This window comes from Pseudomonas sp. GL_139_B (genome assembly GCF_057834475.1).
Window position 1 is genome coordinate 5,037,650 of sequence record NZ_CM174403.1, and the last position, 21,816, is coordinate 5,059,465.

Below are 21,816 nucleotides of genomic sequence, written 5' to 3' on the forward strand. Positions count from 1 at the left end.
CTGTTCAGGATCCACCATGTCATCAACCGTTGTCCGTCCTGCCTCTCGCCCCCTCAATTTCTGGGTGTGCCTGGGCATCCCCGCCGTCGCGGCGATCATTCTGGTGCTGCTCGAACTGACATCCCTGGACATGGACCTTGCCAAACTGTTCTACGATCCGGTGGCAGGGGATTTTATCGGACGCCACAGTTACTTCCTGGAAGACATCCTGCATGACCGCGCCAAGCAAGTGGTCATCGCGTTCTCGGTTTTAGCCGTCTTCGGCTTCATCGGCTCGTTTTTCATGAGCAGGCTCAAGCCGTTCAAACGGGAGCTGGGCTGCCTCGTGCTATCTCTGGGGCTGGCGACTTCCTTTGTCACCCCCATGAAAGCGGTGACGGCGGTGCAATGTCCATGGAGCCTTGAGCAATTCGGCGGCCACGAGACATACAGCGAATTGCTGAGCCCTCGACCGCACACGGACAAACCTGGCCGTTGCTGGCCGGGTGGTCATGCTGCCACCGGTTTCACGCTGTTTGCCTTGTTCTTCGTGTTGCGTGACCGCCGCCCGCGCATGGCTCGAGCGGCGCTTGTCTTCGCTTTTGCCCTGGGCTCGGTGTTCTCCATTGGCCGGATGATGCAGGGGGCGCACTTCTTTTCGCACAACGTCTGGACCGCGATTTTCTGCTGGCTGATTTGCCTGGGGTCGTATTACTACCTTCTGTACCGACCGGCTTCCAAGGTTGAGTCGGTGGCCAAGGCAAAAGCTGTCAGCGCCTGAGCTGACCTCACAGGTTAACGCAGTCCCCTGTGGGAGCGTGGCTTGCCCGCGATGGCGGCGACTCGGTCTCCTGACTTACCCGAATCAGGAATCGGCATAGGGGGCAGCCTTCATAGGCCGCTCCCCTGCCACACCACCCGGCATGCGGGTCCGCACCGGGCGGTTCGAGAGATTGAGGTTATGAGAGTCGCACCAGTCCCAGCCTGTCGAACCACGCCAAATCCAACACTCGATTCAGCTCAAATCGGCTGTTACGCCACCAGCTATGCGAGTTGGCCGCCACTTTCCGGGCCGATTGGCTGCTGGCTCCCAACGTCCGCAGTTCGCGGTAGATCGTCGGTCCACGCCTCCATTGCTTAAGCTGGATCGCTCGCAGTCGGTGTCGTATCCATTCATCCAGCTCTCGCCAGATTTTCGGTGTTTGCGACAACCCAAAGTAAGTTTTCCAGCCCAAGAGATAAGGGCGTAGATTCTCCACAACTTGTCGCATACTGCGACCGCCTGAGCGACGGGTGAGCTCGCGTATCCGTTGCTTGAACTGCTTGCGCGCCTTGATCGCTACCGCTCTTTTGACGCCTTGTGGAGATGCCCAGAAGGCGTAGCCCAGAAACTTGCGACCATACGCACTCGCCACCGCACTCTTGCTCTCGTTGACGCTCAAGTGCAGCTTGTCATACACACGCTTCAGCAAGGCCATCACCCGCTGCCCTGCCTTGCGACTACGGACATACACATTCGCATCGTCGGCATAGCGCACGAAACAATGACCTCGACGCTCAAGCTCCCGATCCACTTCGTCCAACAGCACATTCGCCAACAACGGCGACAGCGGGCCGCCTTGCGGCGCCCCGCAGCGGCTTTTCTCGACCACGCCATTGATCAGCGTTCCTGCATCCAGATACGCCCGAATCAGCCGGATAACCGCCCGATCCGCAATCCGCTTGCGTAAACGATCCATCAAAATGTCGTGGTCGACCCGGTCAAAGAACTTCTCCAGATCCACATCCACCACCACTTTTCGGCCCGAAGACACGTGGCGCTGAGCTGCCAACACGGCGTCTTGCGCGCAGCGTCCCGGGCGAAAGCCGTAGCTGTGTTCACTGAAAGTCGGATCGAGTAATGGCTGCAGGACTTGTAGCAGCGCTTGTTGGATCAAACGGTCGGTGACCGTCGGGATACCCAACTCGCGTTGACCGCCGTCAGGTTTGGGAATGACCACACGTCGTACCGGACTGGGCCGGTAGACACCTGAGAGAAGCTGTTCACGAATCGCTGCCCACTGGGTTAACAAGTGTTCGGCAGTCCGTTCAATATCCAGACCATCGACTCCCGCTGCCCCTTTGTTGGCCTTGACCCGCTTCCATGCCCGCTTCAGGTTTTCTCTCGCAAAGGCCCGTTCCAGTAGCCCTTGCCCTGCGTTGTCGGTTTCATCTTGCGGGCGATTGACCTCGTCACTGACGGAGCTTCTCACGGCTTCACCGCTCGCAGTCTCGATCCGCCCCGCGTTTGGCAGGCATCTGACTTCCGGTCGTTCGCATCAACATGGCCTATAACGCTTTCTCTCGTTCGGCCCTTCGTCAAAAAAAAAAGACTACTACGGCCTCTGCTGACTTCTCGCTCCGGCTGGCGCCGTCGCCCTTTCAGGCACGAGGCGAGATCTCCCCAGGTAAGAACGCAATCCTTCCCCGCACAACCGCCGGATTTACGCAGCCTGATCTTTGACCACAAGAGCTTCGCGATTTTTGGCTCGCTCGCCCTGATCGGCTTCGCCTTGTATCCGGTTCTTGTCCATCGGCTCACGGCTTCGATTCACGCTTCCTCCCCACACTCGGTCACCCTCATGCAGTTGCGCTTCACTTCGTTCGCTGTGGTCAGCTTACGGCGGGACTTTCACCCACAAGATTGCGCCCATGCTGGGCGCACCAAAAAAAACCCCGCCTGCTTTCGCAGGCGGGGTTTTTCATTACTGGGGTAAGGCTGGCTTACATCATGCCGCCCATGCCGCCCATACCGCCCATGTCTGGCATGCCGCCAGCTGGAGCGTCGTCCTTGATCTCGGCGATCATGGCTTCGGTGGTGATCATCAGGCTGGCGATGGAAGCCGCTGCCTGCAGAGCCGAACGAGTCACTTTAGCCGGGTCGAGGATGCCCATTTCGATCATGTCGCCGTATTCGCCGGTAGCAGCGTTGTAACCGTAGTTACCCGAACCCTGCTTGACCTTGTCGACCACCACGCTTGGCTCGTCGCCGGAGTTGGCAACGATCTGGCGCAGTGGCGCTTCAACAGCGCGACGCAGCAACTGGATACCAACGTCTTGATCAGCATTGTCGCCTTTCAGTTCGGAGATAGCCTGCAGAGCGCGAACCAGTGCCACGCCGCCGCCAGGTACCACGCCTTCTTCAACGGCTGCACGGGTTGCGTGCAGGGCGTCTTCAACGCGGGCTTTCTTCTCTTTCATTTCAACTTCGGAACCAGCGCCAACCTTGATCACTGCAACGCCGCCGGACAGTTTGGCCAGACGCTCTTGCAGTTTTTCACGGTCGTAGTCGGACGAAGTGTCGGCCACTTGCTGACGGATTTGCAGAACGCGAGCCTGGATATCAGCCTCAACGCCGGCGCCGTCGATCACGGTGGTGTTTTCTTTGGACAGGATGACGCGCTTGGCATTACCCAGGTGCTCCAGGGTAGTGCTTTCCAGGCTCAGACCGATCTCTTCGGAGATTACGGTACCGCCAGTCAGGACAGCGATGTCCTGCAGCATGGCCTTGCGACGGTCGCCGAAGCCTGGAGCCTTGACGGCTGCGACTTTAACGATGCCACGCATGTTGTTTACAACCAGAGTCGCCAGGGCTTCGCCTTCAACGTCTTCGGCCACGATCAGCAATGGACGGCCGGCTTTGGCAACGGCTTCCAGCACTGGCAGCATTTCGCGGATGTTCGAGATCTTTTTGTCGACCAGCAGGATCAGCGGACCGTCCAGCTCGGCAGTCATGGTCTCTGGCTTGTTGACGAAGTACGGGGACAGGTAGCCACGGTCGAACTGCATGCCTTCAACAACCGACAGTTCGTTTTCCAGGCCCGAGCCTTCTTCAACGGTGATCACGCCTTCTTTACCGACTTTTTCCATGGCTTCGGCAATGATGTCGCCGATGGAGTTGTCGGAGTTGGCCGAGATGGTGCCGACCTGAGCGATGGCCTTGGTGTCAGCGCAAGGCTTGGACAGGGCTTTGAGCTCTTTGACGATAGCGATGGTCGCTTTGTCGATACCGCGCTTCAGGTCCATCGGGTTCATGCCGGCAGCGACGGCTTTCAGGCCTTCGTTGACGATCGATTGAGCCAGAACGGTAGCGGTGGTAGTACCGTCGCCTGCGTCATCGTTGGCACGGGAGGCAACGTCTTTGACCAGTTGCGCGCCCATGTTTTCGAAGCGATCTTTCAGCTCGATTTCTTTGGCAACGGAAACGCCGTCCTTGGTGATGGTCGGAGCGCCGAAGCTCTTCTCGATGATCACGTTACGGCCTTTAGGGCCCAGGGTCGCTTTTACTGCGTCAGCCAGGACGTTGACACCGGCGAGCATTTTTTTGCGGGCGGAATCGCCGAATTTAACTTCTTTAGCAGCCATGATCGATATTCCTTAAATACTTTGTAGTAGCGGGAAAATGAGCGGGGAATCAGCCTTCGATAACAGCGAGAATCTCGTTCTCAGCCATTACCAGCAGGTCTTCGCCATCAACTTTCACGGTGTTGCTGCCGGAGTAAGGACCGAACACAACCTTGTCGCCCACTTTAACGGCCAGTGCACGCACTTCACCGTTGTCCAGCACGCGGCCAGTGCCGACTGCCAGAATTTCACCGCTGTTGGCTTTTTCAGCAGCCGAACCTGGCAGGACGATACCGCCAGCGGTTTTCTTTTCTTCTTCGCTGCGACGGATGACGACGCGGTCATGCAGAGGACGAAGCTTCATTGTCGATCTCTCCTAATTGTGGTTTTCATCGGCCGGTGTACTCCCGGCGGGTTTAACAAAATCCGGCGGTGCCGGGTGCGGCTCGACAAGCGAGACGCGGAAGTCTGTCTGGCATGATTGCCAGAAACCTTGCGGTGACCGTTACATAAGGGCACATAAGCTCATTACAAGGGCGGGGATCGAAATTTTTTACATCGATGACCCGAAAACGAACACGGCACCCGAAGGTGCCGTGCAGGTGAAACGATTTACTTGGCGTCGCGGTGCTCGAACTCGCCTTCGATCACATTGGGCTCACGGCCCAGCGGCTCGCGCGGTACAGGGCCGCCGCGCGGCCGAAGGTCGTCAGCGAATGCACGCTGACGGATCGCGGCTTCCTCGGCGCGCTGGCGCATTTTGTTGGCCAGCAGTCGACGAGAGAACGGCAGCAGCATGATCAGGCCCAGCACATCACTGACGAAGCCCGGCAGGATCAATAGACCGCCTGCCAGGGCCAGCATCAGGCCTTCCAGCATGGTCTGGGCCGGCAGCTCGCCACGACTCAGGCTTTCACGGGCACGCAGTGCAGTGGCCAGACCGGCGATACGCAGCACGAACACGCCGAGCATCGAGCCAAGAATGATCAGTAGCAGGGCCGGGAAAAACCCGATTGCCCCACTGACTTTGACGAATACGAACAGTTCCAACACCGGGAACAGTACAAAGAGCAACAAAAAAGGGCGCATCAAATGGTTCCTCAACGCAAGAATGCCTTGCCAGTCTTCCCTAGATGACGTCGCCGTTTCGTGAATTCAAGCGCCGGCGACGTCATTACTGGGCCAATGCTCGGCGTGAGCCAGAGAAACCAAGGCTTCCCGGACTTGTGTCGGCGTATTACAAGGCGCTTGAAACGGCAACCAGTATAGCGCCTGACCAATACGCAAATGCATGCCTTCGGTGTCGATGCCGGCCAGTTGCGCCGGTTCGGTTTTCGGCAGGCCCGCCAGTTCGACGTAGTGCGCAATGGCTTTGGCATGATCGGCATTCATGTGCTCGACCATGCTCACTTCAGCCTTGCCGGCAAACGGGTTGGCCAATGTCAGTTGATCGACCCAATGAATCGCGCCGAAGCCGCCGATGTAGCGGTGACGTACGGGTTTGAGCACCCAGAAATCGAAATCGTGCGCCTTGTGGTAGCTCTGCGAATCAGGGAAATAGCGGTAGTAACGCTGGGCCGCCGCTTCAATGGCGGCCTCGTCCACAAGCTGTTCTGCTTCGGCGAGGTAGGTCAGCCGACCAACGGCTTGTACATCGTCGGCCTCGCGTTCGCCCACAAACAGAGAGCATTTTGGATCTTTCTGAAGGTTATGCGTGTGCTGAGCGATGCGGCTGATAAGGATCAGCGGCCGGCCCTGTTCATCCAGACAGTAAGGAACCACAGAGCCAAACGGGTAACCCGGCATTGACTTGGAATGGGTCGACAGCACCCCCCGGTATTCCTTGAGAAGCAATTTTCGGGCATTCTTGGCCGCTTCTACGCTCAATTTATGACTCCTTAAATAGAATCCGTCGAAAAAACGGACAGGCGGCTGGGGATAAGTATTCAGCGCGCCATTCGGGCAGTTCTCATGTGCAGCCAGGCCTCATCCGGCGCAGATCGAGAGGCCCTCTCCAAGGAAACCCACTCTGACCTGCAATTGGGGCATGCGAATGCAACTCACTGACAAAGTAATCATTATCACTGGCGGTTGCCAGGGCTTAGGTCGTTCCATGGCCGAGTATTTCGCCGCCAAAGGCGCGAAACTGGCGCTGGTGGACCTGAACCAGGAAAAGCTCGACGACACCGTCGCAGCTTGTAAGGCCAAAGGTGCCGAGGCGCGCAGCTACCTGTGCAACGTAGCCAATGAAGAGCAAGTGACCCACATGGTCGCCCAGGTCGCCGAAGATTTTGGCGCTATCCACGGCCTGATCAACAACGCCGGGATTCTGCGCGACGGTCTGCTGCTGAAGGTCAAGGACGGCGAAATGACCAAGATGAGCCTGGCCCAATGGCAGGCCGTCATCGACGTCAACCTGACCGGCGTGTTCCTGTGCACCCGTGAAGTTGCGGCCAAAATGGTCGAGCTGAACAACAGCGGCGCGATCATCAATATCTCCTCGATCTCCCGCGCCGGCAACGTCGGTCAGACCAACTACTCGGCCGCCAAGGCCGGTGTCGCTGCGGCGACCGTGACCTGGGCCAAGGAACTGGCGCGCTACGGCATCCGCGTGGCGGGCATTGCACCGGGTTTTATCGAAACCGAGATGACGCTGGGGATGAAGCCTGAAGCGCTGGACAAGATGACCGCCGGTATTCCGCTCAAGCGCATGGGTAAATCGGAAGAGATCGCCCATTCGGCGGCGTACATTTTCGAGAACGACTACTACACCGGCCGGATTCTCGAGATGGATGGCGGGTTGCGGATCTAAATCCACCGCAAAATCAACTGTAGGAGCGAGCTTGCTCGCGATAGCGGCGGTTCAGTCAACAAATCTGTTGAATGTTAATCCGCTATCGCGAGCAAGCTCGCTCCCACAGGTTTCAGTGTTGATTGATAGATATCAATCGTCGCTGATGGAGATGTTCGGCATCGCCGGCGACACCGCTTCCTGCAACACGATCCGCGCGCCGACGTGGCGGGCCAGTTCCTGGTACACCATCGCAATCTGGCTGTCCGGCTCGGCGATCACCGTTGGTTTGCCGCCATCGGCCTGCTCGCGAATGACCATCGACAGTGGCAACGAGGCCAACAGTTCGACGCCATACTGGTTGGCCAGCTTCACCCCGCCTCCTTCACCGAACAGATGCTCGGCATGCCCGCAGTTGGAGCAGATGTGCACGGCCATGTTTTCCACCACGCCCAGCACCGGGATGTTGACCTTGCGGAACATCTCCACGCCTTTGCGCGCGTCTAACAGGGCCAGATCTTGCGGGGTGGTGACGATCACGGCACCCGCCACGGGGACTTTCTGTGCCAGGGTCAGCTGAATGTCACCGGTGCCTGGCGGCATGTCGATGACCAGGTAATCCAGGTCGCCCCAGGCGGTCTGGGTCACCAGTTGCAGCAGCGCACCGGACACCATCGGCCCACGCCAGACCATGGGTGTGTTGTCGTCGGTCAGGAATGCCATCGACATCACTTCAACGCCATGCGACTCGATCGGCACAAACCACTTCTGATCCTTCACCTTTGGTCGGGTACCTTCCGGAATACCAAACATGATGCCCTGGCTCGGACCATAGATGTCCGCGTCGAGAATCCCGACCTTGGCGCCTTCACGGGCCAGCGCCAGCGCCAGGTTCGCGGCGGTGGTGGACTTGCCTACTCCGCCCTTGCCGGACGCCACCGCCACCACGTTTTTCACGTTCGCCAGCCCCGGAATCTGCGCCTGAGCCTTGTGCGCGGCAATCACGCTGGTGATCTCAACGCGAGCGGTCATCACGCCGTCCAGGCCTTCAATGGCCATTTGCAGCAGCTGTGACCAGCCACTTTTGAACAGCCCGGCGGCGTAACCCAACTCCAGCTGGACACTGACGCGATCGCCCTGGATCTGGATATCGCGCACGCATCCGGCGCTGACCGGATCCTGGTTCAGATAAGGGTCGGTGTATTGGCGAAGGACGGCTTCCACCGCTGCGCGATTGACGGCGCTCATGGGCAACTCCGATAGCAAGACTGGAAAATCAGGTGGGTATCGTACCTGTTCTGATCGCTTGGCGGGATGCCGAACAGATCTGTAATTGGATGGACTCGCCCACGCCGAGGCGTCAATACGCCATCGCTGGCAAGCCGGGCTCCTACAGAGGCGTGATCCGTTGCGTGAATCCTCGTCACTCATCCAATGAAACAGGCTCACAAGGTGAAAAATATGCGCCAGCGCTTTATAGTGGCCGACCTCCGTTTCATCAAGTAGCCGAGCCCCATGTCCGAGCCACGCAAGATCCTCGTCACCAGCGCCCTGCCCTATGCCAATGGTTCGATCCATCTTGGCCACATGCTGGAATACATCCAGACCGATATGTGGGTGCGTTTCCAGAAGCACCGCGGCAATCAATGCATTTATGTCTGCGCCGACGACGCCCACGGTTCGGCGATCATGTTGCGCGCGGAAAAGGAAGGCATCACCCCGGAACAACTGATCGCCAACGTCCAGGCTGAACACAGCGCCGACTTTGCCGAGTTCCTGGTGGACTTCGACAACTTCCACTCCACTCACGCCGAAGAAAACCGTGAGCTGTCGAGCCAGATCTACCTGAAGCTGCGCGACGCCGGGCACATCGCCCAGCGCTCGATCACGCAGTACTTCGACCCGGAAAAGAAAATGTTCCTGGCCGACCGTTTCATCAAGGGCACCTGCCCGAAATGTGGCACCGAAGACCAGTACGGCGACAACTGCGAAAAATGCGGTGCGACCTACGCGCCGACTGATCTGAAGGACCCAAAGTCGGCTATCTCTGGCGCCACGCCGGTGCTCAAAGATTCCCAACACTTCTTCTTCAAGCTGCCGGACTTCCAGGAGATGCTGCAAACCTGGACCCGCAGCGGCACCCTGCAAGACGCCGTGGCCAACAAGATCGCCGAATGGCTGGACGCCGGCCTGCAACAGTGGGACATCTCCCGCGATGCGCCGTACTTCGGTTTCGAGATTCCTGACGAGCCGGGTAAATACTTCTATGTGTGGCTGGATGCACCGATCGGCTACATGGCCAGCTTCAAGAACCTGTGCGACCGCACGCCGGAGCTGGACTTCGACGCGTTCTGGGGCAAGGACTCCACGGCCGAGCTGTACCATTTCATCGGCAAGGACATCGTCAACTTCCACGCCCTGTTCTGGCCAGCCATGCTCGAAGGCGCCGGTTTCCGTAAACCGACCGGCATCAACGTGCACGGCTACCTGACCGTCAACGGTCAGAAAATGTCCAAGTCCCGTGGCACCTTCATCAAAGCCCGGACGTATCTGGATCACCTGTCGCCGGAATACCTGCGCTACTACTACGCAGCCAAGCTGAGCCGTGGCGTCGACGACCTCGATCTGAACCTTGAAGACTTCGTGCAGAAGGTCAACTCGGACCTGGTCGGCAAAGTCGTCAACATCGCCAGCCGTTGCGCCGGCTTCATTCACAAAGGCAACGCCGGTGTGCTGGTTGCGGGTAATGCCGCGCCGGAACTGACCGACGCGTTCCTGGCGGCTGCGCCGAGCATCGCCGAGGCTTACGAGGCTCGCGACTTCGCCCGTGCCATGCGTGAAATCATGGGCCTGGCCGACCGTGCCAACGCCTGGATCGCCGACAAGGCACCGTGGTCGCTGAACAAACAGGAAGGCAAGCAGGACGAAGTCCAGGCCATTTGCGCTTTGGGCGTCAACCTGTTCCGCCAGTTGGTGATCTTCCTCAAGCCGGTCCTGCCATTGCTGGCCGCCGACGCCGAGGCGTTCCTCAACGTCGCGCCGCTGACCTGGAATGACCACGCGACCTTGCTCAGCAATCATCAGCTGAACGAGTTCAAACCGTTGATGACCCGCATCGACCCGGTAAAAGTGCAGGCCATGAGCGACGCTTCGAAAGAAGACCTGACCGCCAGCGCAACCGACACCGGCGAAGCCGCACCGGCCGGCAACGGCGAACTGGCCAAGGACCCGCTGTCGCCGGAGATCGAGTTCGACGCGTTCGCTGCAGTCGACTTGCGTGTCGCGTTGATTCTCAAAGCTGAACACGTGGAAGGTGCTGACAAGTTGCTGCGCCTGACCCTGGACATCGGTGACGAGCAACGCAACGTATTCTCCGGGATCAAGAGTGCTTATCCGGATCCATCCAAGCTCAATGGTCGCCTGACCATGATGATCGCCAACCTCAAGCCACGGAAAATGAAGTTCGGCATCTCCGAAGGCATGGTGATGGCGGCGGGCCCTGGTGGCGAAGAAATCTACCTGCTCAGCCCTGATAGCGGCGCCAAGCCGGGTCAACGCATCAAGTAAGGTCTTGCAGTAAATCAATCCCACAGTCGTGCCTGACGCGACTGTGGGATTTTCATATCTGGCCCACCCTCCGTCCTTGCCGGATAATGCCTAAGCTTTTTAGACCACTCGTTAAAAAGCCCCCGTTCTTGCCGGCACGATCATGACCGAGATACTTCTTACGCTTATCAGCGCAGCCCTGATCAACAATGTCGTGTTGCACTGGCCGCTGGGCGCTGATCCACTGCTGGGTAACGAGCACCGGCAAGTCCATGCGCTGGGCATCGCGACCACCTGTTTGATGCTGTTGGTTGGCACGTTGGGCTATACCGCCGACCGTTGGCTGCTGGTGCCGCTGGAGCTGACGTCGCTACGCCTGTTCGCATTCTTGCCCTTAAGCGTGTTGTTGATCGGACCGTTGTTGAAAGCGCTGTCGCGGCTGTTGCCCAATTTGGCGTTCGACGGGCTCTGGCTGCTGCTTTTGGGCAACGCTGGCGTGCTCGGGTTGACGTTGCTCAACGCTCAGGACGACAGGGGATTCTTTCATGCCACCTTCCTGAGCCTTGGCACCGGACTGGGGTTTTGGCTGGTGCTGAGCCTGTTCAGCGATTTGCGCCAGCGCACACTCGATAACGATATCCCCCTGCCCTTTCGCGGCCTGCCAATCGAGTTGATCGGTGCCGGACTGATCGCAGTGGCATTTCTCGGATTTAGCGGACTGATCAAAACATGAGTCTGATTCGACGCATCGACGCCCTCCTGCCGCAAACTCAATGCGGCAAGTGTGGCCACCCCGGATGCAAGCCCTACGCCGAAGGCATCGCCAGCGGCGAGCCGATCAACAAGTGCCCGCCCGGCGGCAGCGAAACCATTGCAGCCCTGGCCGAACTGCTGAAAGTACCGGTGCTGGAACTGGACACCAGTCGCGGTTCAGCCCCAGCGCAAATTGCCTATATTCGCGAAGCCGAATGCATCGGCTGCACCAAATGCATCCAGGCCTGCCCGGTTGACGCCATTGTTGGCGCGGCCAAGTTGATGCACACGGTGATCGTCGACGAATGCACCGGGTGCGACCTTTGCGTGGCGCCCTGCCCGGTAGACTGCATCGAGATGCGACCGTTGCCGCTGGTCACAGTGCTGCCGATTGTCGGGGGCCTGGCCTTCAGCCTTGAAGAGCAACAGGCTCGCGCCGCCAAGCGCAACCATGCACGGCGTCGATTCCAACAGCGCAATGCCCGCTTGCAGCGCGAGGAACAACAGAAACTCGCGGAACGTCAGGCCCGCGCCCAACGCACCGTTGTGCAAAGTGAAGTGACGACGCTCGACCCGGTACAGGCAGCGCTTGAACGCGTGCGCGCGCAAAAAGCGGCCAACGCCGATGCAGCGTTGAAAAAGGCCAAGATCGATCTGGCGATGAGTCGGGCGCAACTGAACAAGTCGCTCAAGGCCTTCGGGCACCCACCGACCTTCGAGCAGCAGTCGCAACTGATCGTGCTGCAACAACAGTTCGAGGCCGCCGAACAGGCTTTGGCACGACTGGAAAGCAGTTCACCGCCAGCCCCGACACCGGTTGCCCCGGCGAAGGACGCCGAGTTGAAACGGGCGAAGATCCAGTTGGCCATGCGCCGCGCCGAGTTCAAGAAAGCCCAGACTAACGAAGCACCGGCCGAACAGATCGACACCCTGCAACGCGCACTCAATGAGGCAGAACAGGCCTTGCACGTCGCTGAAGCGGCGAGTGAACAACCGCTGCCAGACCTGACGCGAGTCGAAAAGCGCCCCATCGACAGCCAACTTCGACAACTGAAAACCGAATTGGCCTACGCCCGAGCCGACGTCAGCAAACTTGAACGAGGTGCGGACACCCCAAGCGAATTGATCGACAAGGCCCGCGCACGCTTGCTGGAAGCCCAGCGCCAGGTGGATGCCTATGTCGCCCCTTGAATCGGTGGACGAACGCCTCCAGCAGGCCATGAAACTGGTGTTGCTGGCCACCGTGCCGGGAATGCTGACGTTGTTCTGGCTGTATGGCTGGGGCGTATTGATCAACCTGATACTGGCGGCCGCTACCGCGCTGGCGGTTGAGGGCGCCGTGTTGCGGCTGCGCCAGCGCCCGCTTAAGCCAACCTTGAGCGACGGCAGTGCGCTGGTCAGCGCGACGTTACTGGCACTGGCGTTACCGCCGTACTGCCCGTGGTGGCTGACGGTCTCTGCGACGGCGTTCGCGCTGTTCGGCAAACAACTGTATGGCGGCGTTGGCAAGAACCCGTTCAACCCGGCAATGCTCGGTTTCGCCCTGGTGCTGGTGGCCTTTCCCCAGCAAATGACGCACTGGCCGTCCTCCCACGGCATGGACTTGCTCAGCGGCCTGCAACAGATTTTCGGATTCAGCTTCAGCGCTGCACCAGATGCCTGGGCCCAGGCCACCGCACTGGACAGCCTGCGCATCAATAAAAGCCTGACCATGGACGAACTCTTCGCCGGCAACCCGGCATTCGGCCATTTCGGCGGACGCGGCGTGGAATGGGTCAACCTGGCCTTTCTGGGCGGTGGCGCCTTTCTCCTGCAACGGCGGGTGTTCAGCTGGCATGCGCCGGTCGGCATGCTCGCCAGCCTGTTCGTCATCAGCCTGCTGTGCTGGAACGGCTCGGGCTCCGACTCCCATGGCTCCCCCCTGTTTCATCTGCTGACCGGCGCCACCATGCTGGGAGCATTTTTCATTGTCACGGAACCGGTGTCCGGCGCCAAAAGCGCTGGTGCCCGGTTGCTTTTTGGTATCGGCGCAGGCTTGTTGACTTACTTGATACGGACCTGGGGTGGCTACCCGGACGGCGTGGCATTTGCCGTGCTGCTGATGAACCTTTGTGTGCCAGCGCTGGAGCGCTTTGTCGCGTCCAGACAGGAAGTGACCCCATGAGCCGAGCGTCCAGCGTTGTCATTCTGGTGCTGGTAGCCGGGCTGGGAATCAGCGCGAGCTACCTCGTGCAACGCATCAGCGCCCCCCGCATTGCCGCTGAACAACGGCTGATCGATAGCCGCCACCTGCTCGACCTGCTACCACCGCAAAGCTACGACAATCAACCGCTGGAACAGCCGCTCGTCCTCGCCAACATCACGTTGCCCAACAGCACACTGCTGGGCGGCTACCTGGCGACCAAGGCAGGTCAGCCGAGCGCGGTATTGCTGCGCAGTCAGACCATGGGCTACGAAGGCTCAATCGAATTGCTGATTGCCATCGATCCCAACGGCAAGTTATTGGGAGTCAAAACCCTCAAGCAATCGGAAACTCCGGGGCTGGGTGGCAAGATCGCCGACTGGCCCAACACCTGGCTCCAGGCATTTGCCGACAAGTCTCGAAGCGACCCCGACGACGCTGGCTGGGCCCTGAAAAAGGATCAGGGGCAATTCGATCAGGTGGCGGGGGCAACCAGCACTTCCAGGGCGGTGATCAGTGCCATTCACGACGCATTACGCTACTTCGATGAACACCGCCAACAATTGAGCGGGAGTAGCATCCATGACTAAGTCCTCGACCCTGCAAAACTCGTTGATGCTTGCGCCCCTGATCGGCACCACGACTTCCTGGGCGGCGGCGCTGGGACTGTGGCTGATGTTCATCGTAGTGATCAGCGCTTATGGCGCTGGCATGTGGGCCTTGAGATCCCGGCTGGTTCCGTCAGCCCGCTTGCCTGCCTGCCTCCTGCTGGCCGCCATGCTCACCAGCTGCGCGCAAATGGCCGCACAAGTCTGGTCACTCCAATGGCACCAACCAGTAGCGCTTTATGCTGGGCTGATTGCCCTGCAATGCGTTGTGCTGGAGTACAACGGTTTCTTCCAGAGCCCACGTCTTGATCGCTTGCGCCTGTGCGCCCTGTTTGGCGCGCTGATGGTCGGCCTGGGCCTGCTGCGCGAACTGCTTGGCAACGGTGGCCTGCACCTCGCCACGCTGGCCCCCGGCGGGTTCATTCTGTTGGGAGTGTTGATCGCCGCTCGTCAGGCCTGGACCCGCTCGACGTCCTCACATTGATTGACTGTTTTTCAGGAAACGCATCGCCCATGAACGCCGCAAAACGCTTGGAAATTTTCCGCAGGTTTCACGAAGACAACCCGGAACCGAAGACTGAACTGGCCTATTCATCGCCATTCGAATTGCTGATTGCCGTGATTCTTTCCGCCCAGTCGACCGATGTCGGCGTCAACAAGGCCACCGCCAAACTCTATCCCGTGGCCAATACACCGGCGGCGATCTATGCGCTGGGCGTCGAGGGACTGTCGGAATACATCAAGACGATCGGTTTGTTTAACAGCAAAGCGAAAAACGTGATCGAAACCTGTCGCCTGTTGGTGGAGCGTCATGGCGGCGAAGTGCCGCAAACTCGCGAGGAACTGGAAGCGCTACCCGGCGTCGGCCGCAAGACGGCAAACGTGGTGCTCAATACTGCCTTTCGCCAATTGACCATGGCGGTGGACACCCACATTTTCCGGGTCAGCAACCGCACCGGCATTGCTCCCGGCAAAAATGTGGTCGAGGTGGAGCAGAAACTGATGAAGTTTGTACCCAAGCAATACTTGCTCGACTCCCACCACTGGCTAATCCTTCATGGGCGCTACGTATGCCTGGCCCGCAAGCCCCGCTGCGGCAGTTGCCGGATCGAGGACTTGTGCGAATACAAGCAAAAGACCTCGGACGATTGAGGCACTATTGGATTTATTGATCCATCGATTGAAAAAATCTTTTTTACCCGCCGGTCGATTGTCGATATAAGGAGCCCCAAAGGCAGCCTTAGCCTGGAGTTGACCTGATGAGCACTGGCAAAGAGCAATTGGACGTAGAAGACGACTTCACACCCGTTGAGGCCGATGACGCTGAACCGGTGGTTGAAGTGGCAAAGACCAACCTGAGCAAACGCCGCACCATCGACAATTTGCTGGAGGAGCGCCGACTTCAAAAGCAATTGGCCGATTACGATTTTGACCTTTAACACCTAAAAGCCTCCTGAAATGGAGGCTTTTTACTAAGTGCCGTTTCCTGATGAGCGCCGCCTCATCAGCCGTTAGTGGCACTTAAACCAGACCATTGCGTTGAGCCAGTTCGATCAGATCGACCAAGGAGCGCGCATTGAGCTTCAACAACAGGCGAGTTTTGTAAGTGCTGACGGTTTTATTGCTGAGGAACATTCCATCGGCAATCTCCTTATTGGTCTTGCCTCTGGCCAACTGTTGCAACACCATCATTTCGCGCCCGGACAGACGATCCACCATATCGGCTTCACTGGCATTGCCAAGACTGGACCGTACGGTATGCAACGCTTGATTCGGAAAGTAACTGTAGCCTGAAAGAACGGCTTTTATCGCACTAAGTAATTCAGTGAGGTCCTGCTGTTTGCAAACATAGCCTGCAGCCCCTGACTGCATGCAACGCATGGAAAAATGCCCAGGGGCTTGTGAAGTCAATATCAACACTTTAAGTGGCATCGCCGTCGTTGTCAGTCGCGCAATAACTTCCAGCCCATCCAGCTTCGGTATTCCAATATCAAGAATGACAATATCCGGCATAAGTTCGCGGGCCAGTTGTAATGCATCCACGCCGTTATCTGTTTCTGCAATGACTTCGTAGCCATGGCGCTCCATTAGCATACGTACCGCAAGACGAATGACGGGGTGATCATCCACGATCAGCACTTTATTCATGGGCAATTCCAATTTTCGCTGTTCGAATTTTTAGAGCCCGCACAATAGCCTAGTCACTTCACCCATAGCATGCTGCCTCACTCCGCGACCCACACCGAGAGACATTCCCTACAAACAAGAAGGATAATTCTTACAAGAAATGCTCAAATACTGTGTGTCTTAAATTTTACCTGCCTATCAGCACCCCGTTTTTTGAAATTTTTGTGTATCTATTTACATCCAAAAACAAAGGAGACAGAACAGTGAACGTGTCGCCCGACAAACACCTGCGATTGAGCTACGCTTAAAAAATCAACATCGAGCAACACTCCAACTTTAAAGATCAATTTAATTCACTTAAAACATGAACACCCACCATACCCGACACACAAAAAATCCAGCTAGTATAAAATCACCACCCCCCCCGATAAACCAAACTAAACGGATCTAAAAAATCGACCCGACATAATAAAACGCAAAACACATGAACAACCCAAACTAACAGATCGAGAAAACATATTCTTTCATGAGCAGAAAAAATGATAAAACCCAAATCAAGACTCACCAACCCCATGACGATCATCGCAGTATTTGCAACACTGTCTGAAACTTCAGCGGCTATTTCTCTGCCCTTTCTCGATAATGATGAACGCGAGATTTACATCTGGTTTCTTATCAGCTTCCCTTTTTATTTGCTTTTTCTATTCTTCGCAACACTCAACTTTAACTACCGATCGCTGTACGCCCCCTCTGATTTTGAGAAGGGAAAACATTTCATAAAGGTGATGGAGAACGCCGATCAATCGGATAGTAGTTACGCACGAGCAGTCTCGACCGAGAACTGGATTGAGCATCAGGTGCGGTTACCGGGCTTGCTGAAGGATCTACACATCGTCGATGTACGAAGGATGAGCAAAAAAATGGAATTCAACACGTTGATCGAGAAGGTCCAGGCTCCCTCTGCACAATTGATCGTATTTCTCACGTGTAGCGATTCAGAGGCGTTACTGAAAGAAAGCGCGCTCAAGCATTCAAAGCAAACAAAGAAACGCAGCAACACAGCGTTCTGTGTCGCTTACAACGTGAGCTCACAGGGTATGACGACTATGGCTTGAGTGCCCGATAGCCGAACAGGACAACTCTCTAAAACTCAGAGAGAGAAAACGCAGAAGGAATTGTACGAGTAACAAGAAGAACGTCGAAAAACACAATGCGCGACAGGAAAAACTTCCCTTTTCAGAATTGTGGCCTTGTCACTGACAAGGCCACAGCTCTATTACTTCAATGGGCTCAGAACAACTTCCGGCCTTTGTTCGCGGCAATGCGCATGCGCAAGGCGTTGAGCTTGATGAAGCCCGCCGCGTCGGCCTGGTTGTAAGCGCCGCCGTCTTCTTCGAAGGTTGCGATGTTGGCATCGAACAACGATTCGTCAGATTTGCGACCGGTAACGATCACATTGCCCTTGTACAGCTTCAGGCGAACAACGCCGTTCACGTGGGCCTGTGACGCATCGATCATTTGTTGCAGCATCAGACGCTCAGGGCTCCACCAGTAGCCGGTGTAGATCAGGCTGGCGTATTTCGGCATCAGCTCGTCTTTGAGGTGAGCCACTTCGCGGTCCAGGGTGATCGATTCGATCGCACGGTGAGCGCGCAGCATGATGGTGCCGCCTGGGGTTTCGTAGCAACCACGGGACTTCATGCCCACGTAACGGTTCTCGACGATGTCGAGACGACCGATACCGTGTTCGCCACCGATACGGTTCAGGGTCGCCAGCACGGTGGCAGGGGTCATTTCGACGCCGTCCAGTGCAACGATGTCGCCGTTACGGTAGGTCAGTTCCAGGTACTGCGCTTTGTCAGGAGCCTTCTCCGGGGAGACGGTCCATTTCCACATGTCTTCTTCGTGCTCGGTCCAGGTATCTTCCAGCACGCCGCCTTCATAGGAGATGTGCAGCAGGTTGGCATCCATCGAGTACGGGGATTTTTTCTTGCCGTGACGCTCGATCGGGATGTTGTGCTTTTCAGCGTAATCCATCAGCTTTTCACGGGAGAGCAAGTCCCATTCGCGCCACGGAGCGATCACTTTCACACCTGGCTTCAACGCGTAGGCGCCCAGTTCGAAACGAACCTGGTCGTTGCCCTTGCCGGTGGCGCCGTGGGAAATGGCGTCAGCGCCGGTTTCGTTGGCAATTTCGATCAGGCGTTTGGCGATCAACGGACGAGCGATGGAAGTACCCAGCAGGTACTCGCCTTCGTAAACGGTGTTGGCGCGGAACATCGGGTAAACGAAATCACGCACGAATTCTTCGCGCAAGTCGTCGATGTAGATCTCTTTGACGCCCATGGCCTGCGCCTTGGCGCGCGCAGGTTCAACCTCTTCGCCCTGACCCAGGTCAGCGGTGAACGTTACCACTTCACAGTTATAAGTATCCTGCAGCCACTTGAGGATCACCGAAGTGTCCAGGCCGCCGGAATACGCCAGAACGACCTTGTTTACGTCCGCCATGCCATCACTCCACGGGGTTCTACGGAAAGCCGGGAAGTCTACCGCTCAACCGCGGTAATTTACAGAGGCGCGACAGCTTATGACGACGAAGCGACAGAATCTGTCGAGCGCGCGACGATGACCGGCGAGTCAGGAATTTGCTGGGGTACTGCTCGTAGCAATTTGAGGCGCGACTTGTCCGGTCGGTGCCACACGTTCCAGTCGCACCGCAACCCGACGATTTTTCGCGCGATTGCCAGCGTTGGTGTTCGGCGCCACAGGGTAGCGCTCACCATGGAAGCGCATCGTGATCTGCGACTCCTGAATACCGTTGCCCTTGAAATAGTCCATCACCGCCAAGGCGCGGCGGCGTGACAACTCTCGGTTGGTCAGGCGATTGCCACTGTTGTCAGAGTGCCCGTCAAGCTCGATATGATTCACCGAAGGATCGGCCTTCATGAACTCCAGCATCACCTGCAACTGAGCCTTGGCTTGCGGGTCAAGATCAATACTTTCACCCGGGAAGCCGATTTCGGACCTTTTAACTTGTTCGAAATTCTTCGGCAGCAGTTTCGCCACGCAACTCTGATAGTCGCTGAACGCCTTGTTGAATTTGACCGGCAACAAACGCACTTCCGACACCCGGCCATCGCCGGAAGTATGCCGGATCACCGGGCTGCGGCCATCGATCAATCCGCTGATCAAACGCCCAGCCTGAGCTTGCGAGCTGTTGAACAGCACATTGCCGCTGCCGACTCTGACGGAACCCAGGTTGATATCGCCCCGTCCCGGCTGCCACGGCGCGGCGGCCGCCAGCAAAGTCGCCCAACCACCACCGATCATCGCGTTGTAGGCATTCAGACGAAACGTCGCTTGCTCGCCGGCACGACGCACAAACTCACCCGAGCCGAAATCGGTGACCGGCTGAGTCAGGCGGCATTCGAACTTGTCACCTTCGACCGTCCACTCAATGTTCTCCAGAGGTGTCTGGAAAGTCAGCGCCATTGCAGGAAGGCTGGCAAACACACTGAGCAAGGCTAAATAACGCTGGCGCACGGGAGGCTCCACTGGCTTCTACGACAAAAAGACCGACACACGCATGTTTACGGCATACCTGGTTCATATCGGTAAGTTCCTGCAAAACTTGATAGCGAGTGCCTGCAAGTGTCTTTTCCGGTAGCATTCCCCTCAGTTTGACCCGCCTGGAATTCCCTCATGTCCGACCGCCTGACCCTGCTGCGTCCCGACGACTGGCACATTCATCTTCGCGATGGTGCCGTGTTGACCAATACCGTTGCGGATGTCGCGCGCACCTTTGGTCGCGCCATCATCATGCCCAACCTGGTACCTCCGGTGCGTAACGCCGCGGAAGCCGACGGCTATCGCCAGCGGATTCTCGCTGCACGCCCGGCCGGCAGTCGCTTCGAACCGTTGATGGTGCTGTACCTGACCGACCGTACCCAGCCTGAAGAAATTCGCGAGGCCAAGGCCAGCGGTTTCGTGTACGCCGCCAAGCTGTACCCGGCCGGCGCGACCACCAACTCGGATTCTGGCGTCACCAGCATCGACAAAATCTTCCCTGCGCTTGAGGCCATGGCCGACGTCGGGATGCCTTTGCTGATTCACGGTGAAGTCACCCGTGGCGATGTCGACGTGTTCGACCGCGAAAAAATCTTCATCGATGAGCACATGCGTCGCGTAGTCGAGCGCTTCCCGACGCTCAAAGTGGTGTTTGAACACATCACCACCGCCGATGCCGTGCAGTTCGTCAACGAGGCTTCGGCCAACGTCGGCGCGACCATCACCGCGCATCACCTGCTGTACAACCGCAATCACATGCTGGTGGGCGGAATTCGGCCGCACTTCTATTGCCTGCCGATTCTCAAGCGCAATACCCACCAGGAAGCCTTGCTCGACGCCGCTACCAGCGGCAGCGAAAAATTCTTCCTGGGCACCGACTCGGCACCCCACGCCCAGCACGCCAAAGAAGCCGCGTGTGGCTGCGCCGGTTGCTACACCGCTTATGCGGCCATCGAGATGTACGCCGAAGCGTTCGAACAACGCAACGCGCTGGACAAGCTCGAAGCCTTCGCCAGCCTCAACGGCCCGCGCTTCTATGGTCTGCCAGCGAACACTGACCGCATTACCCTGGTCCGCGATGAGTGGACCGCCCCCACCAGCCTGCCATTTGGCGAGCTGACCGTTATCCCGCTGCGCGCCGGTGAAAAACTGCGCTGGCGCCTGCTGGAGGAACACGCGTGAGTGAAGACCATTTCGACGACGAACAGGACGGTCAAGGCGGTGGAGGCGGTCCTCGCCATCCAATGGCTGCCAGATTCCGTGGTTACCTGCCGGTTGTCGTCGACGTAGAAACCGGTGGTTTCAACTCGGCCACCGACGCCCTGCTGGAAATTGCCGCAACCACCATCGCGATGGACGAGAAAGGGTTTGTGTACCCCGATCACACCTACTTCTTCCGTGTAGAGCCTTTTGAAGGCGCGAACATTGAAGCAGCAGCGCTGGAGTTCACCGGAATCAAACTCGATCACCCGCTGCGCATGGCGGTGAGTGAAGAAGCGGCCCTGACCGATATCTTCCGTGGCATCCGCAAGGCTTTGAAAGCCAACAGTTGTAAACGAGCGATTCTGGTCGGCCACAACAGCAGCTTCGACTTGGGCTTCCTCAACGCAGCAGTCGCACGCCTGGACATGAAACGTAACCCGTTTCATCCGTTCTCCAGCTTCGACACCGCGACCCTTGCCGGTCTGGCTTACGGCCAAACCGTACTGGCCAAGGCCTGTCAGGCAGCCGATATCGATTTCGACGGTCGCGAGGCGCACTCGGCCCGCTATGACACCGAGAAGACCGCAGAGCTGTTCTGCGGCATCGTCAATCGCTGGAAACAAATGGGCGGCTGGGAAGACTTCAACGACTGATCTTGTTGATTTATCCCGCGCATA

Annotated in this window: 22 protein-coding genes; 13 read left to right on the forward strand and 9 right to left on the reverse strand. The window is 57.7% G+C overall.

The features are described from left to right. Positions 1-16 precede the first annotated feature (16 nt). The gene (locus AC3ISI_RS22990) at positions 17-760 is read left to right on the forward strand and encodes a phosphatase PAP2 family protein (protein WP_489333945.1); all 744 of its coding nucleotides are present in this window, start codon (positions 17-19) and stop codon (positions 758-760) included. A gap of 178 nt (positions 761-938) precedes the next feature. On the opposite strand, the gene ltrA is transcribed toward AC3ISI_RS22990, so the two are convergent. The 5 genes from ltrA to AC3ISI_RS23015 all read right to left on the reverse strand — a co-directional run bounded on the left by ltrA (position 939) and on the right by AC3ISI_RS23015 (position 6,249). Beyond that, entirely contained in the window at positions 939-2,231 is a 1,293-nt protein-coding gene (gene ltrA, locus AC3ISI_RS22995; protein WP_489333946.1) for a group II intron reverse transcriptase/maturase, read from the reverse strand. A gap of 511 nt (positions 2,232-2,742) precedes the next feature. Continuing rightward, positions 2,743-4,383, reverse strand: coding sequence for a chaperonin GroEL (gene groL / locus AC3ISI_RS23000; RefSeq protein ID WP_489333947.1), 1,641 nt, complete (start codon positions 4,381-4,383; stop codon positions 2,743-2,745). A 49-nt stretch (positions 4,384-4,432) separates the two neighbouring features. Beyond that, complete coding sequence (locus AC3ISI_RS23005) at positions 4,433-4,726, reverse strand: co-chaperone GroES (RefSeq protein WP_019827816.1); 294 nt, start codon at positions 4,724-4,726, stop codon at positions 4,433-4,435. A 248-nt stretch (positions 4,727-4,974) separates the two neighbouring features. Continuing rightward, positions 4,975-5,451, reverse strand: a complete 477-nt coding sequence (locus tag AC3ISI_RS23010; protein WP_489333948.1) for an FxsA family protein — start codon at positions 5,449-5,451, stop codon at positions 4,975-4,977. 66 nt (positions 5,452-5,517) lie between these two features. Beyond that, positions 5,518-6,249 (reverse strand): HugZ family pyridoxamine 5'-phosphate oxidase, encoded by a 732-nt coding sequence (locus AC3ISI_RS23015; RefSeq protein WP_489333950.1) that lies wholly within the window; start codon positions 6,247-6,249, stop codon positions 5,518-5,520. A 166-nt stretch (positions 6,250-6,415) separates the two neighbouring features. On the opposite strand from AC3ISI_RS23015, the gene AC3ISI_RS23020 reads away from it, so the two are divergent. Further along, on the forward strand, positions 6,416-7,174 hold the full coding sequence (locus tag AC3ISI_RS23020; RefSeq protein ID WP_489333952.1) for an SDR family oxidoreductase: 759 nt from the start codon (positions 6,416-6,418) through the stop codon (positions 7,172-7,174). Positions 7,175-7,306: 132 nt separating this feature from the next. Here the strand turns inward: AC3ISI_RS23020 and apbC are convergent, their stop codons facing one another. After that, the gene (gene apbC / locus AC3ISI_RS23025) at positions 7,307-8,401 is read right to left on the reverse strand and encodes an iron-sulfur cluster carrier protein ApbC (protein ID WP_489333953.1); all 1,095 of its coding nucleotides are present in this window, start codon (positions 8,399-8,401) and stop codon (positions 7,307-7,309) included. 267 nt (positions 8,402-8,668) lie between these two features. Between apbC and metG the strand changes: the two genes are divergently transcribed. The 8 genes from metG (at position 8,669) to AC3ISI_RS23065 (ending at position 15,681) form a co-directional block, all read left to right on the forward strand. Next, positions 8,669-10,720, forward strand: a complete 2,052-nt coding sequence (gene metG / locus AC3ISI_RS23030; RefSeq protein ID WP_489333954.1) for a methionine--tRNA ligase — start codon at positions 8,669-8,671, stop codon at positions 10,718-10,720. Between the two features lie 142 nt (positions 10,721-10,862). Continuing rightward, on the forward strand, positions 10,863-11,432 hold the full coding sequence (locus AC3ISI_RS23035) for an electron transport complex protein RnfA (protein WP_489333955.1): 570 nt from the start codon (positions 10,863-10,865) through the stop codon (positions 11,430-11,432). Continuing rightward, the gene (gene rsxB, locus AC3ISI_RS23040; protein ID WP_489333956.1) at positions 11,429-12,643 is read left to right on the forward strand and encodes an electron transport complex subunit RsxB; all 1,215 of its coding nucleotides are present in this window, start codon (positions 11,429-11,431) and stop codon (positions 12,641-12,643) included. Before AC3ISI_RS23035 ends, rsxB begins: the two co-directional genes overlap by 4 nt. After that, positions 12,630-13,616 (forward strand): RnfABCDGE type electron transport complex subunit D, encoded by a 987-nt coding sequence (locus AC3ISI_RS23045; protein ID WP_489333957.1) that lies wholly within the window; start codon positions 12,630-12,632, stop codon positions 13,614-13,616. Before rsxB ends, AC3ISI_RS23045 begins: the two co-directional genes overlap by 14 nt. Next, positions 13,613-14,224, forward strand: coding sequence for an RnfABCDGE type electron transport complex subunit G (locus tag AC3ISI_RS23050; protein ID WP_489333958.1), 612 nt, complete (start codon positions 13,613-13,615; stop codon positions 14,222-14,224). Before AC3ISI_RS23045 ends, AC3ISI_RS23050 begins: the two co-directional genes overlap by 4 nt. Beyond that, positions 14,217-14,726 (forward strand): Rnf-Nqr domain containing protein, encoded by a 510-nt coding sequence (locus tag AC3ISI_RS23055; RefSeq protein ID WP_489333959.1) that lies wholly within the window; start codon positions 14,217-14,219, stop codon positions 14,724-14,726. Before AC3ISI_RS23050 ends, AC3ISI_RS23055 begins: the two co-directional genes overlap by 8 nt. A 29-nt stretch (positions 14,727-14,755) precedes the next feature. Further along, entirely contained in the window at positions 14,756-15,394 is a 639-nt protein-coding gene (gene nth, locus AC3ISI_RS23060; protein WP_027922850.1) for an endonuclease III, read from the forward strand. Positions 15,395-15,501: 107 nt separating this feature from the next. Further along, positions 15,502-15,681 carry a PA3496 family putative envelope integrity protein gene (locus AC3ISI_RS23065; protein WP_007898493.1) on the forward strand — a complete coding sequence of 60 codons (180 nt, stop codon included), beginning with the start codon at positions 15,502-15,504 and terminating at the stop codon, positions 15,679-15,681. An 82-nt stretch (positions 15,682-15,763) separates the two neighbouring features. Here AC3ISI_RS23065 and AC3ISI_RS23070 read toward each other — a convergent pair whose 3' ends face one another. After that, positions 15,764-16,390, reverse strand: a complete 627-nt coding sequence (locus AC3ISI_RS23070) for a response regulator transcription factor (RefSeq protein WP_010457667.1) — start codon at positions 16,388-16,390, stop codon at positions 15,764-15,766. 518 nt (positions 16,391-16,908) lie between these two features. Here AC3ISI_RS23070 and AC3ISI_RS23075 point away from each other — a divergent pair. Further along, positions 16,909-17,484 carry a hypothetical protein gene (locus AC3ISI_RS23075; protein ID WP_489333960.1) on the forward strand — a complete coding sequence of 192 codons (576 nt, stop codon included), beginning with the start codon at positions 16,909-16,911 and terminating at the stop codon, positions 17,482-17,484. Positions 17,485-17,659: 175 nt separating this feature from the next. On the opposite strand, the gene AC3ISI_RS23080 is transcribed toward AC3ISI_RS23075, so the two are convergent. Beyond that, positions 17,660-18,877, reverse strand: a complete 1,218-nt coding sequence (locus AC3ISI_RS23080; RefSeq protein WP_489333961.1) for an argininosuccinate synthase — start codon at positions 18,875-18,877, stop codon at positions 17,660-17,662. Positions 18,878-19,006: 129 nt separating this feature from the next. Further along, positions 19,007-19,912, reverse strand: a complete 906-nt coding sequence (locus AC3ISI_RS23085; RefSeq protein WP_489333962.1) for a flagellar protein MotY — start codon at positions 19,910-19,912, stop codon at positions 19,007-19,009. Positions 19,913-20,071: 159 nt separating this feature from the next. On the opposite strand from AC3ISI_RS23085, the gene pyrC reads away from it, so the two are divergent. Next, entirely contained in the window at positions 20,072-21,118 is a 1,047-nt protein-coding gene (pyrC, locus tag AC3ISI_RS23090; RefSeq protein WP_140668350.1) for a dihydroorotase, read from the forward strand. Further along, positions 21,115-21,792: a ribonuclease T gene (gene rnt / locus AC3ISI_RS23095; protein WP_007943569.1), complete on the forward strand. Its 678-nt coding sequence runs from the start codon at positions 21,115-21,117 to the stop codon at positions 21,790-21,792. The genes pyrC and rnt overlap by 4 nt, the downstream gene beginning before the upstream one ends. Positions 21,793-21,816: the final 24 nt, after the last annotated feature.